This is a genomic window from Pseudomonas sp. FSL R10-1350 (assembly GCF_009600525.1).
Lineage (GTDB): Bacteria > Pseudomonadota > Gammaproteobacteria > Pseudomonadales > Pseudomonadaceae > Aquipseudomonas > Aquipseudomonas helleri.
This window is the reverse complement of sequence record NZ_WIVR01000062.1, coordinates 1-13,681: the sequence shown is the minus strand read 5'-3', so window position 1 is coordinate 13,681 and position 13,681 is coordinate 1. Positions and strand designations below refer to the sequence as shown.

The following is a 13,681-nucleotide window of genomic DNA, read 5'->3' as shown; positions in this document are numbered from 1 at the left end:
CTCGACGATGCGTATTTCCACTGCCCAGTTTTTTGAGTCGACCAGCACCACCTACCAGAACAACTTCTCGTCGGTGATCAAGACCCAGCAGCAGATCGACTCTGGCGTGCGCATCCAGACCGCTGCCGATGATCCGGTGGGCGCCGCACGTTTGCTGCAACTGCAGCAGCAAAAGGACATGCTGGGCCAGTATTCCGCCAATATGGACAGCATCAAGTCGTCGCTGAGCAATCAGGAAAGCGTGCTCGACAGCATCAATAACTCCCTGCAAAAAGCCGGTGAGCTGGCGCTGCGGGCAGGCGGCCTGACCAACGACGCCGACCGTTTGGCGGTGGCCAATGAACTGGGCAGCATCGAAGACCAGGTGTTCAGCCTGCTCAACAGCAAAGACTCCGCGGGCAACTACATGTTCTCGGGCTCCAAGACCGACACCCAGCCGTACATCCGCAACAACGATGGCACCTACTCCTATCAAGGCGATGACACTCAGCTCAACCTCAAGGTCTCGGACACCCTGACCCTGGCGGGCAGTGACACGGCCAAAAGCTTTATGGAGAACTCGGTGAACACCGGGCGCACTCAAAGCACCTTGCAGCCGATGCTCGACCCGGACGGCGCGGTGGTGCCGGACAAGGGCGTGGTTGCCGTGTCATCGGGTCTGGTGACCTCCAGCGCGGTGTTCAACAAGAGCTTTGCCGCAGGCCAGCCGTACACCCTGGAATTCACCAGCAGCACCCAATACACCCTCAAAGATGCCGACGGCAAAGACGTAACCTCGGAGATCCCGGGCAACGGCGTGTTTGACTCGACCAAAGAGGGCGCGCACAGCATCAGCCTGCGCGGGGTGTCCTTTGACATCAACCTGAACCTCAAGGACATTGCCCCGACCGACCAGGACGCGGCGGTCAAGGGCCATACCTTCACCCTGCAAGCCAAGCCCGACACCTTCAATGCCTCGCGCACTCCGAGCAACAGCTCGACGGCGCAAATCACTGGCTCCAACGTGACCAGCGCGGGCACTTACAGCGACAGCTTTCCGAGCAATGGCGCGGTGATCAAGTTCACCAGCGCCACCGAGTACGAGGTCTACGCACAGCCGGTGACCGACAGCAGCAAGTCGATTGCCAAGGGCACCCTGGCCGATGGCTCGCTGGAAGCCATGGGCGTCAAATTTGACTTCACCGGCACCCCGGCTTCGGGCGACCAGTTTGTCGTCAGCAACAACAACCACCAAAGCCAGAGCGCGCTGGACACCATCAGCGAGTTGCGCAAGGCGTTAGTGGTGCCGAGTGAAAAAGACGCGGCCGCTTCGCGCATGCAGCGTGACGCAATCAACACCGCGATTGGCAACCTGAAAAACGCCAGCGCCAGCATCGACACCGCCCGCGGCTCAATCGGTGCACGGTTGAACGCGGTGGACATTCAATTCGACGAAAACACCAGCATGGGCTTGGCCAACGACTCCACCACCGCGGCCATCGGCAACACCGACACCGCGAGCGCGGCAACCCAACTGGCCTTCCAGAAATCCATGCTCGAAGCCTCACAACTGGCGTTCGTCAAAATCTCCCAGCTCAGCCTGTTCAACCAGCTGTGATCTAAATCCCGTAGTCGCTGACGAGGCACGAGGCTGCGATAGGTTGCGAAGCGACCCCCTTTGGCGGTCCTGCGGCCCGCATCGCAGCCTCGTGCCTCGACAGCGACTACAACTTCTCTGAAATCTTTAGTATAAAACCACACAAATTAGAGTGACCTATGAGTCACAACGCGCATCTTCACTGTATCGTGTGAAACGTTTGGGCGGGCGCCGGGCTATTTTCAGCTGATTTGTGTGGTTTTTTGCAGGTGTCAGGTGCCCATTTCGCCGCTGTTTTTGCGCGACGAAGCCCTCTTATTGTCAACGCCCCTCGGTTAGCTGAGCGGGTGATCTCCAGCTATTAGTATTGGGAAGCCACAATGATTGGCATTAAAAGCATCGCCAGTTACGTGCCTGCAAACGGCGTAGACAACTACGCTCAGGGCGCGAAGTTCTCCAAGGACGAAGACTTCATTCTGGGCAAGATTGGCTCGGCCTTCTTGCCGCGTAAAGATGCTGACCAGGAAACCTCAGACCTGTGCGTAGAAGCCGTCAACGCACTGTTCGCCAACAACCCGCAGCTCTCGCGTGAATCCATCGACGCGCTGATCGTCGTCACCCAGAACGGCGACGCCGAAGGCCTGCCGCACACCGCCGCCATCGTGCAAGACAAGCTGGGCCTGCCGACCCACGTGGCCGCGTTCGACATCTCCTTGGGCTGCTCTGGTTACGTCTATGGCATCTACGCCATGAAAGGCTTTATGGAAGCCGCGGGCCTGAAAAACGGCTTGCTGGTGACTGCCGACCCGTATTCCAAAATCGTCGACCCCGAAGACCGCAACACCACCATGCTGTTTGGCGACGCCGCCACCGCCACCTGGATGGGCGAAGACGCCACCTGGCAGCTGGGTAAAGCCAAATTCGGCACCGACGGCTCGGGCGCACCGCACCTGAAAGTCAGCGACGGCGTGTTCTTCATGAACGGCCGCCAGGTGTTCAACTTCGCCTTGGTCAAAGTCCCGGCGCACCTGCACGAACTGCTGGACGAGTCCGAACTCAAAGCCACAGACATCGACGCGTTCTGCATCCACCAGGGCAGCGCAGCGATTGTTGACGCCGTGGCCCGTCGTTTTGAAGAAAGCGAGCCCGAGAAGTTCATCAAGGACATGGTCGAGACCGGCAACACCGTGTCCTCGAGCATTCCGTTGCTGCTGGAAAAGCACGTGATGGACGCCACCTGGAAGCGCGTCGCGCTGAGCGGGTTCGGTGTGGGCCTGTCGTGGGGCTCAGCGATTATTTATCGCGACTAAGCACTCGCCAGACACACAAAACGCCCAAGGCCGCAAAACCTTGGGCGTTTTGCATTGTGAAGAAACAGAAATCTCCTGTGGGAGCGGGCTTGCTCGCGATGCCAGCACCTCGATACGTCTGACCCGGCAAGGTGCCTGAATCGCGAGCAAGCCCGCTCCCACAGGTTTTGACTCTGCTTGTCTACGCGCGCAACCCCTTGAAACACAAGGCATGAACCCCCGCCTGTAAAAAAAATCAAAAAAGCCCTCAAGCATCTTGCCATCACGACGATAACTATTACGAAGGTTCTCTAGGCCACACCCGGCGGTTGCCAGGGCCGGAAGCCGCAGTATTTATCTAATGAGGATTTCGTCATGGCTTTATCCGTAAACACCAACGTCACGTCCCTGACCGTTCAGAAAAACCTGAACAAAGCCGGTGATGCGCTGAGCACCTCGATGACCCGTCTGTCTTCCGGCCTGAAAATCAACAGCGCCAAAGACGACGCCGCTGGCCTGCAGATGGCCAACCGTCTGACCTCGCAGACCAAAGGCATGACCGTTGCGATCGCCAACGCCAACAACGGCAGCTCGATTGCACAGACCGCTGAAGGCGCGATGCAAGAGTCGACCAACATTCTGCAACGTCTGCGTGAACTGGCCCTGCAAGCCTCCAACGGTGACAAAAGCGACGCAGACCGTGCGTCCCTGCAGCAAGAATTTACTGCCAAAACCGGCGAGCTGACCCGTATTGCTCAAACCACTACTTTTGGTGGTCGTAACATCCTGGATGGTTCGTTCCAGAACCAGGCTTTCCAAGTGGGCGCTGATGCCAACCAGACTATTTCGTTTGGTATGACAGATATCAGTGCTACGGGCTTGAAGGGTTCTTACAGTGAGGCGAGTGCTAGTGGTGCAGCGCTGAAAGGGTTGAGTGCATCTACTACGGGAGCAAACTTATCTTCGGCCAAGGTATCAGGAACTGCTATTGCGGCGGGGAGTGCTGCTACAGACAAGTTTAGGATCAATGGCGTAGAGTTCGCTTTGACCGCTGCCGGCACTGCCGCAGGCGCAGCCACTGCTGCAGTGGATGTCATTAATGCTAAAAAAGACCTGACCGGTGTCACAGCAACAGCTGATGCAGCAGGCAAGCTAACTCTAACGTCTCAGGGTGATATCAAGCTTGAAGAGACAGCTCTTACTCCTACTCCAGCTCCGACTAGTGGTTTAACGAGTCTAGGTTTGACTGCCGGAACTACTACCGCTGCTATTACAGGTGCTTCTAAGCTCGCTGCTGACGGCGCTATTACCGTTAATGGCACTGCTGTTGAGTGGAAGGCAGCCGATACAGTCACTAGCGTGCTGGATAACATCAAAGCGCAGTTGGGCGATAAAGCTACAGCTGAAGTTAAAGATGGACGCGTTGTCCTGTCGTCCGGTGACGGTAAAGACATCAAGCTGGCTAATACAGATGGTGGCTCGCTGGCTCAGTTGGGGCTGGCAGCAGGTACCTCTCAAGCTAAATTGACCGCAGATACATCAATCGAATTGAACGGCGTTGAAGTCAAGTTCAAGAAAGGCGATACCGCGGACAACATCGTATCGACGATCAACAGTGCAAGCACTGGCGTTACTGCCAGCAAAAACGATGATGGTTCTTTGAAGCTGTTCTCTAATAAGGATATTTCTGTTAAGGATGGCGCCGCAGGCACTGGTTTGGCTGCCTTGGGTCTTACAGATGCTCCAACGGCCACCAGCGCCAAAGCAGTTACTGTAGAAACCACCGTATCTGACCTGAGCATCCTGACCGCTGCTGACTCTCAGCGCACCATTCAGGCGCTGGGTGATGCCATCCAGCAAATCGACTCTCAGCGCTCTGCACTGGGTGCCGTACAAAACCGTTTCGACAGCACCGTGGCTAACCTGCAAAGCATTTCCGAGAACTCGACCGCTGCTCTGGGCCGTGTTCAGGACACCGACTTCGCATCGGAAGCTGCTCAGTTGACCAAGCAACAAACCCTGCAACAGGCGTCCACTGCGATCCTGTCTCAGGCGAACCAACTGCCATCCGCTGTGATGAAGCTGCTTCAGTAATTTCAGCGCACGGTTGATAACGGAAGGGCGCGTTTACGTGCCCTTTTGTTTTTTCAGTGGTGAGGTGATGACATGGACATGAGCATCAAACTGAATTCCGCCTACCCAACCGCCGTCGGGCCGTCCAGCCCCGCGCCAGCACCGGCTGCCATTGCCAGGGCAGATGCCAGTGACATCGTGCCGCCAGGCAAGCCGCCTGCGCGTATCGAGGTTGAAAAAGCGGTCAGTGATTTACGCGACTTCGCGCAGTCTCACCAGCGTCAGCTGGATTTTTCGATTGATGACACCACCGGCATCATGGTGGTCAAGGTCATCGCCACCCAAAGCGGTGAAGTGATTCGCCAGCTACCTTCAGAAGTGGCCCTCAAGTTGGCGCAAAATCTGGCAGACCCCAACAGCCTGCTTTTTAACGCCAGTGTTTGAAGGTGGCATGAAATGTGATGGTGTTTGTGGCTTCGCTGTTCTTAGCCAATAAAGCGACAGCCACCGAACAAGGAGAATAAAGATGGCCAGTTCAACGATTACCGGCGTCGGTTCGGGTTTCGATACGGTAGGGATCGTCAAAGCGTTGGTCGATGCTGAAAAAGCCCCCAAGCAGGCGCAAATCACCAAGCTGCAAACCACGACCACCACCCAGCTGTCGGCGGTGGGCACGGTCAAGGCGTCGCTTGATACCTATCGTGCGGCCATCGCCAAACTCAACACGGAAGCCAGTTTCAACGGGCTTGCGGGCACCTCTTCTGACGAGAAAATTTCCAAGGTCACTTTGGGCGATAAAGCCGCAAGCGGTACCTATGCGCTTAACGTCACGCAATTGGCGACGGGGTCAAAGGTCACCAGCAAAGTGTTCGAAGGCAGCTCAGCCGTTGTTAACTCAGGTGATCAAGAAGCAACCCTGACTATTTCGCAGTCCGATAGCAGCTACGACGTCAAGGTCCCAGCGGGTGCGACAATGCAGCAGACCCGTGACGCGATCAACACGCAGCTGCAATCCAAGGGCATCAGCGCCAACGTGCTGACCGACGCCAACGGCTCGCGTCTGGTCATCAGTTCGCAAACCACCGGTAAGGGCACGGACATTACTCTCAGTGGCGATTCCGAGCTGGCAACTGGCTATGACGCCGGAAAACCGCCGGTCAACGCCGAGTACACCATCGACAACATTGCCATGGAGTCCAAGAGCAACAAGATCACCTCGGCCATCAGTGGTGTGAGTCTTGAGCTGCTGGACACCAAGCCGTCGACCATTACCGTGGCGTCCAACACCACCACCTTGAAAACCTCGGTGCAGTCGTTTGTCAGTGCCTATAACGCACTGATGACCAGCATCAACACCCAGACCAAAGTCACTGCAACCGGTGATGCGGCCACGACCACAACCGGTGCGTTGACCGGTGATTCGTCAATGCGCCAATTGGTCAACGGCATTCGTAGCGAACTGTTGCAAAACTCCGGCGGTTCCACCGTGGGCAACCTGGCGCAAATGGGCATCAGTACCGATCAGAAAACCGGTTTGCTGACCCTGGATGACACCAAGTGGAACGCCGCCGTGGCGACCCCCAATGGTCCGACCGAGATTGCCAAGGTATTCACCGGCGACACCGGTTTGATCACGCGCATGACCAAGGCCACGGACAGTTATGTCGGCACCAGCGGGCTGCTGACCACCCGTGCCGCCGACTTGAACACCAAGTTGACCGATCTGACCGAGCAGCAAAAAGCGCTGGACAGCCGCATGGACACGCTGAAAACCACGCTCACCGCCAAATACACGGCGATGGACGGCTTGATCGCGAAGATCAACGCCAGCAGTTCCAGCATCATGACCACGCTCAATTCGCTGAATAACCCGAAGTCGAATAACTGATTTTCCGGGCATCTGGTGCGGCTTGAGCGCTAAAGCTTTGAGCCCCGGCGCCGACATAAGAAGTAAGACTTAGCCCATTTGTGATGAGGTAGAAACATGAACCCGATGCGCGCCCTTCGTCAGTATCAGAAGGTCAATTCCCACGCTCAAATCTCCGAAGCCAGCCCTCATCGCTTGATTCAAATGCTGATGGAAGGCGGCCTGGAGCGCATGGCCCAGGCCAAAGGTGCGTTGAGCCGTGGCGATATCCCGCAGAAGGCACTGTTGCTGACCAAAGCCGTCGACATTATTGGCGGTTTGCGTCAGGGCCTGGATGCTGACAAGACCGACGACAAGGCGGCGCTGCAGCAACTCGATGACCTGTACGAGTACATGGCCGTGCGTCTGACCCAGGCCAATATCAAAAACGATCCTGAAATCATCGACGAAGTCGCACGCCTGCTGATCACGGTGAAAAGCGGCTGGGACGAGATCGCCCCGCAATCAATCTAATGGCCTGAGGAGTGCGTCATGAGCCAGCTGCAACGAATTCAAGAAACCCGCGACGCGCTGATCGATGCCCTGGCGGCGCGCAACTGGGATGCCATCGGCGAGCTTGACTCGGCGTGCCGTGAATGTGTTGAGACAGTACTCGACGAACGCCCGCTGGACGAAGCGGTGCTGCGCGAAAATCTGGAGGGGTTGTTGGTGGTGTATCGCATGCTGCTGGAGGCCGCTACGGACGAGCGGCAACTGGTAGTCGAGCAAATGGCGCAGATCAACCAAGCAAAAAATGCTTCAAAGGTTTACCATTTGTTCGGTTAAGGCATAAGAAGTATAGGGTTAATCCGTTTAAGCGGCGCCATAAATTTGACTGTGTATGTTTTTTTGACTTAACTAGTACGTATTCTGTTTCAGTCGCCTCACACATCCAACAGGATCGGGGCGGCTAGTGTGCTCCACATTATCCGGAGCGCTGAGTTGACTAGGGAAGTTGCTATTGCATGTGGCGTGAAACCAAAATTCTGCTGATCGATGACGATAGCGTCCGCCGCCATGACCTGGCGGTAATTTTAAGTTTTCTCGGCGAAGAGAATTTAACCAGCCCTAGTCACGAGTGGGAGCAGGCGGTTACAGGCCTGTCGTCCAGCCGTGAGGTGCTCTGCGTGCTGATTGGCACCGTGAGCGCTGCTGGCGGAATCTCAAGCCTGCTTAAGACACTCGCAGCCTGGGATGAGTTCCTGCCCATTCTGCTTTTAGGTGATATTTCTTCGACAGAGCTGCCCGACGACCAGCGTCGTCGCGTGCTGTCCAGCCTCGAAATGCCGCCCAGCTACAGCAAATTGCTCGATTCGCTGCACCGTGCCCAGGTCTATCGTGAAATGTACGATCAGGCCCGTGAGCGCGGTCGTCACCGTGAACCCAACCTGTTTCGCAGCCTCGTCGGCACCAGCCGGGCGATCCAGCACGTGCGCCAGATGATGCAGCAAGTGGCCGACACCGACGCCAGCGTGTTGATCCTCGGCGAGTCCGGGACCGGCAAGGAAGTGGTCGCGCGCAACCTGCATTACCATTCCAAGCGCCGCGATGCGCCGTTTGTGCCGGTCAATTGCGGGGCGATCCCCGCAGAGCTCCTTGAAAGCGAGTTGTTCGGCCATGAGAAGGGCGCGTTCACCGGGGCCATCACCAGCCGCGCCGGGCGTTTCGAACTGGCCAATGGCGGCACGTTGTTCCTCGATGAAATCGGCGACATGCCGCTGCCGATGCAAGTGAAACTGCTGCGGGTGTTGCAGGAACGCACCTTTGAGCGCGTGGGCAGCAACAAGACCCAAAGCGCCGATGTGCGGATCATTGCGGCCACCCACAAAAACCTCGAAAGCATGATCGAAGTCGGTGCCTTCCGCGAAGACTTGTACTACCGCCTCAACGTGTTCCCGATTGAAATGGCCCCTTTGCGTGAGCGGGTGGAAGACATTCCGCTGCTGCTCAACGAGCTGATTTCACGCATGGAACACGAAAAGCGCGGTTCGATCCGCTTCAACTCGGGCGCCATCATGTCGCTGTGCCGCCACGCCTGGCCGGGCAACGTCCGCGAGCTGGCCAACCTGGTTGAGCGCATGGCGATCATGCATCCCTATGGCGTGATCGGCGTGGCAGAGCTGCCGAAAAAATTCCGCTATGTCGACGATGAAGACGAGCAGTTGGTCGACAGCCTGCGCAGTGACATGGAAGAACGCGTCGCCATCAACAGCAATACGCCGGACTTCACCACCGGCGCGATGCTGCCGCCCGAAGGCCTGGACCTCAAGGACTACCTGGGCGGGCTGGAACAAAGCTTGATCCAGCAAGCGCTGGACGACGCCAACGGCATCGTCGCCCGTGCGGCCGAACGCCTGCGGATCCGCCGTACCACCTTGGTTGAAAAAATGCGCAAATACGGCATGAGCCGCCGCGAAGGCGAAGAGCAGGGCGACGACTAACCTCGCCCAAACTGTAGGAGCGAGCTTGCTCGCGATCTTTTGATCTTTTAAAAGCTCGCGAGACAAGCTCGCTCCTACAAGGTCCAGTTTCAATCCTTTGATCTGCATCAACACATCCCCCCCTTCAGTTCGCCAATGTTATTTTTCGGGCACGGGTATTGCTTTGCTTGGATTAACGAACCGTTTTATGACGGTCAGCCAAGCGAGAACGTCCCATGCCCCACGCCGCCCAACAGTCCTCGGTCCCTGATCTCGCAGGGGCTGCCGCGTCTCTGAGCAATATGCCCGCCAACGCGGCGCAGCTTGAGCAGGCGTTCTCGCTGTTCAATCAGATGTCGACCCAGTTGACCGACTCCTACAGCCTGCTGGAAGCCCGGGTTGCCGAGCTTAAAGGCGAGCTGGCACTGGCTGGTGAGCGGCGTGTCGATGAGCTGGCAGAAAACCAGCGCTTGGCCAATCGCTTGCAGCACCTGCTGGACTTGTTGCCCGGTGGCGTTATCGTGATCGACGATCGCGGCTTGGTCAGCGAGGCCAACCCGGCGGCGTGCGAGCTGTTGGGGCTGCCGCTGCAAGGTGAATTGTGGCGCCAGGTGATTGCCCGCTGCTTCGCGCCGCGTGAAGACGATGGGCATGAAATCTCGCTTAAAGACGGCCGTCGCCTGTCGATTGCCACCCGCTCGCTGGACCCGGAACCGGGGCAACTGGTGTTGCTCAACGACCTGACAGAAACCCGGCGCCTGCAAGACCAGCTGTCCCGGCATGAACGTTTGTCGTCGCTGGGGCGCATGGTCACCTCCCTCGCGCATCAGATCCGCACGCCTTTATCGGCAGCGTTGATCTACGCCAGCCATTTGACTGAACAAACGCTGCCGGTCGAAACCCAGCAGCGCTTTGCCGGGCGCTTGAAAGAGCGACTGCACGAACTGGAACACCAGGTGCGCGACATGCTGGTGTTTGCCCGTGGCGAACTGCCGCTGGCGGATCGGGTTTCCCCCAAAGCCTTGATGCAGGCATTGCAGGCAGCGGCACAGACCCACGTTGAGGGTGTGTCAATGCGTTGGCAGTGCGATGTGCACACCGGGCTGGTGCTGTGTAACCGCGACACGCTGGTGGGCGCGCTGCTCAACCTCATCGAAAACGCCCTGCAAGCCGGTGCGGTGCGTCTCAAGGTGCACCTGTATGCCCGCGACAACCAGCTGCGCCTGTGCGTGAGCGACAGCGGCAGCGGCATCGAACCCAAAGTGCTGGAGCGCTTGGGCGAACCTTTTTTCACCACCAAGGCCACCGGCACCGGGCTCGGTCTGGCCGTGGTCACCGCCGTGGCGCGTGCGCACCAGGGCGATCTGGGCTTACGTTCGCGGCTGGGGCGAGGCACCTGTGCCTTGCTCAGCTTGCCGCTGATTGCCGTTGCAGGGGAGGCTAACTAATGGCGATGCAAATCAAAGTGCTGCTGGTCGAGGATGACCGCGCCTTGCGGGAAGCGCTGGCCGACACGTTGTTGTTGGCCGGTCACGACTTCAAGGCCGTAGGTTCCGGCGAAGAAGCGTTGCACGCGGTGGCGGGCGAGGCCTTCAGCCTGGTGGTCAGCGACGTCAACATGCCGGGCATGGACGGCCACCAACTGCTGGGCCGCCTGCGCGCCAGCCATCCGCAGTTGCCGGTGCTGTTGATGACCGCCCACGGCGCGGTAGAGCGTGCCGTCGATGCGATGCGTCAAGGTGCGGCGGATTACTTGGTCAAGCCGTTTGAACCCAAAGCCTTGCTTGATCTGGTGGCACGCCATGCGTTGGGCAGCCTGGGCGCGGCAGACAGCGAAGGCCCGGTGGCGGTTGAACCGGCCAGCACGCAACTGTTGGCGCTGGCGGCGCGTGTGGCTAAAAGTGACTCGACGGTGTTGATTTCCGGAGAGTCGGGTACCGGTAAAGAAGTGCTGGCGCGTTACATCCATCAGCATTCCAGCCGGATCGATCAGCCGTTCGTGGCGATCAACTGCGCGGCGATCCCGGACAACATGCTCGAAGCCACCTTGTTCGGCCACGAAAAAGGCTCGTTTACCGGCGCCATTGCAGCGCAGGCGGGCAAGTTTGAACAGGCCGATGGCGGCACCTTGCTGCTCGACGAAATCTCGGAAATGCCCCTGGGCCTGCAAGCCAAGTTGCTGCGGGTGTTGCAGGAGCGTGAGGTTGAGCGCGTGGGCGGGCGCAAGCCGATTGCCCTGGATATCCGCGTGATCGCCACCACCAACCGTGACCTGGCCGGTGAAGTGGCGGCGGGGCGCTTCCGCGAAGACTTGTACTATCGCTTGTCAGTGTTCCCGCTGGCCTGGCGCCCGTTGCGCGAACGCACCGCCGATATCGTGCCGTTGGCCGAGCGGCTGCTGGCCAAGCACATCAGCAAAATGAAGCACGCCCCGGTGCGTTTCTCGGCGCAGGCCCAGGCGTGTCTGGTGGGTTACCCGTGGCCGGGCAACGTGCGTGAACTGGACAACGCAATCCAGCGGGCGCTGATCCTGCAACAAAGCGGCTTGATTGAAGCGGCCGACTTCTGCCTGGCCGGGCCGGTGACGTACGCGCCGCTGCCTGCGGTGGCGCCGGTCGAGTCGTCCGGCGCGTTGGGCGATGACCTGCGTCGCCATGAGTTTGAAATGATCATCGACACCTTGCGTGCCGAGCGCGGTCGGCGCAAAGAAGCGGCCGAACGCCTGGGCATCAGCCCGCGCACCTTGCGCTACAAGCTGGCGCAAATGCGTGATGCCGGAATGGATGTTGAGGCGTACCTGTTTGCCGCAACGTGACGGTGCATCCCCCTGTAGGAGCGAGCTTGTCTCGCGATCTTTTGCTCTTAAAGATCAAGAGATCGCGAGGCAAGCTCGCTCCTACAGGGTGTGTTTAGTTCGGTCTTTGCGATGTTTTGTAACGTTAATCGTGCGAAAACGACAAAGAGCTGGCACCCTTGTTGCTATACCTCACTACGAGCAGTGAAAGTGTCAAAAAAATGCGGGTCGGCGGAGGCCATAGTCCATGAGCCAAGGTATTGAATTTAATCGATTGATGTTGGATATGCGGGCCATGCAAATGGACGCCATGGCTCAACCGAAATTGGCTGTGCAGGCCGCTCCTGAAGCGGGTGCACCGAGTTTCTCCGACATGCTCGGCAACGCGATCAACAAGGTCAGCGAGACGCAGCAAGCGTCGTCGCAGCTGTCCAACGCGTTCGAAATCGGTAAAAGCGGTGTCGACCTGACCGATGTGATGGTTGCCTCACAAAAGGCCAGCGTGTCTTTCCAGGCGATCACGCAAGTGCGTAACAAGCTGGTTCAGGCGTACCAAGACATCATGCAGATGCCGGTTTAAGGGCGATATTAAGTCATGGCAGATGCACTTCCGGAAAACGTTCCGGCCAAGTCAGGCCTGGGTGGCGGCAAAGGGCCGCTGTTCGGCTTGTCCTTTCTGGACAACCTGGCCGAGATGACCATGTTGCGTCAGGTCGGCCTTATGGTTGGTCTGGCGGCGAGCGTGGCAATCGGTTTTGCCGTGGTGTTGTGGTCGCAACAGCCCGATTACCGGCCGCTGTACGGCAGCCTGGCCGGGATGGACGCCAAGCAGGTCATGGAAACCCTGGCCGCCGCCGATATTGCCTACACCGTTGAACCCAATTCCGGGGCCTTGCTGGTCAAGGCCGATGACGTCTCACGGGCGCGGCTCAAGCTCGCGGCCGCAGGCGTCACCCCTTCAGACGGCAACATCGGCTTCGAAATCCTCGACAAAGACCAGGGCCTGGGCACCAGCCAGTTTATGGAAGCCACGCGCTATCGCCGTGGTCTGGAAGGCGAACTGGCGCGGACCATTTCCAGCCTCAACAACATCAAGGCTGCCCGCGTGCACCTGGCGATCCCGAAAAGCTCGGTGTTCGTGCGCGATGAACGCAAGCCCAGCGCCTCGGTGCTGGTTGAGCTGTACCCCGGCCGCTCGCTGGAGCCAGGCCAGGTGATGGCGATCATCAACCTGGTGGCCACCAGCGTGCCGGAGTTGATCAAGTCCCAGGTCACTGTGGTCGACCAAAAGGGCAATCTGCTCTCGGATCAGGCGGAAAACTCCGAGTTGACCATGGCCGGCAAGCAATTTGACTACAGCCGGCGCATGGAAGGCATGCTCACCCAGCGCGTGCACAACATCCTGCAACCGGTGCTGGGCAATGATCGCTACAAGGCCGAAGTCTCGGCAGACGTTGATTTCAGCTCGGTCGAGTCCACCTCCGAGCAGTTCAACCCTGACCAGCCGGCCTTGCGCAGCGAGCAATCCACCAATGAACAACGCACCGCCAGCAACGGCCCGCAAGGCGTACCGGGGGCGTTGAGCAATCAGCCGCCAGCCCCGGCCACCGCGCCGCAGCAAAC

General features: G+C 58.5%; 12 protein-coding genes. All 12 read left to right on the top strand.

Going from position 1 to position 13,681, the window contains the following annotated elements; translation table 11 throughout:
* Window positions 1-7: 7 nt before the first annotated feature.
* Complete coding sequence (locus GHO25_RS21030; RefSeq protein WP_153392201.1) at window positions 8-1,597, top strand: flagellar hook-associated protein 3; 1,590 nt, start codon at window positions 8-10, stop codon at window positions 1,595-1,597.
* 359 nt (window positions 1,598-1,956) lie between these two features.
* The gene (locus tag GHO25_RS21025) at window positions 1,957-2,886 is read left to right on the top strand and encodes a ketoacyl-ACP synthase III (RefSeq protein WP_153392199.1); all 930 of its coding nucleotides are present in this window, start codon (window positions 1,957-1,959) and stop codon (window positions 2,884-2,886) included.
* 354 nt (window positions 2,887-3,240) lie between these two features.
* Window positions 3,241-4,959 carry a flagellin gene (locus GHO25_RS21020; RefSeq protein ID WP_153392197.1) on the top strand — a complete coding sequence of 573 codons (1,719 nt, stop codon included), beginning with the start codon at window positions 3,241-3,243 and terminating at the stop codon, window positions 4,957-4,959.
* Window positions 4,960-5,031: 72 nt separating this feature from the next.
* A complete protein-coding gene (locus GHO25_RS21015; protein ID WP_153392195.1) occupies window positions 5,032-5,382 on the top strand; it encodes a flagellar protein FlaG in 351 nt (116 codons plus the stop codon).
* An 82-nt stretch (window positions 5,383-5,464) separates the two neighbouring features.
* Window positions 5,465-6,826 carry a flagellar filament capping protein FliD gene (gene fliD, locus GHO25_RS21010; RefSeq protein ID WP_123752025.1) on the top strand — a complete coding sequence of 454 codons (1,362 nt, stop codon included), beginning with the start codon at window positions 5,465-5,467 and terminating at the stop codon, window positions 6,824-6,826.
* Between the two features lie 96 nt (window positions 6,827-6,922).
* Complete coding sequence (gene fliS, locus GHO25_RS21005; protein ID WP_048371436.1) at window positions 6,923-7,318, top strand: flagellar export chaperone FliS; 396 nt, start codon at window positions 6,923-6,925, stop codon at window positions 7,316-7,318.
* Between the two features lie 18 nt (window positions 7,319-7,336).
* Window positions 7,337-7,630: a hypothetical protein gene (locus GHO25_RS21000; RefSeq protein ID WP_048371434.1), complete on the top strand. Its 294-nt coding sequence runs from the start codon at window positions 7,337-7,339 to the stop codon at window positions 7,628-7,630.
* Window positions 7,631-7,809: 179 nt separating this feature from the next.
* Window positions 7,810-9,285: a sigma-54 dependent transcriptional regulator gene (locus GHO25_RS20995; protein WP_123752026.1), complete on the top strand. Its 1,476-nt coding sequence runs from the start codon at window positions 7,810-7,812 to the stop codon at window positions 9,283-9,285.
* A 281-nt stretch (window positions 9,286-9,566) separates the two neighbouring features.
* Window positions 9,567-10,712 carry a PAS domain-containing sensor histidine kinase gene (locus tag GHO25_RS20990; RefSeq protein ID WP_256677267.1) on the top strand — a complete coding sequence of 382 codons (1,146 nt, stop codon included), beginning with the start codon at window positions 9,567-9,569 and terminating at the stop codon, window positions 10,710-10,712.
* A 5-nt stretch (window positions 10,713-10,717) separates the two neighbouring features.
* The gene (locus tag GHO25_RS20985; protein WP_123752036.1) at window positions 10,718-12,079 is read left to right on the top strand and encodes a sigma-54 dependent transcriptional regulator; all 1,362 of its coding nucleotides are present in this window, start codon (window positions 10,718-10,720) and stop codon (window positions 12,077-12,079) included.
* A gap of 226 nt (window positions 12,080-12,305) precedes the next feature.
* Window positions 12,306-12,638 carry a flagellar hook-basal body complex protein FliE gene (fliE, locus tag GHO25_RS20980; protein ID WP_153392191.1) on the top strand — a complete coding sequence of 111 codons (333 nt, stop codon included), beginning with the start codon at window positions 12,306-12,308 and terminating at the stop codon, window positions 12,636-12,638.
* Between the two features lie 15 nt (window positions 12,639-12,653).
* Window positions 12,654-13,681: flagellar basal-body MS-ring/collar protein FliF (gene fliF, locus GHO25_RS20975; RefSeq protein WP_153392189.1), on the top strand; the 1,028-nt coding region annotated here is incomplete at its 3' end.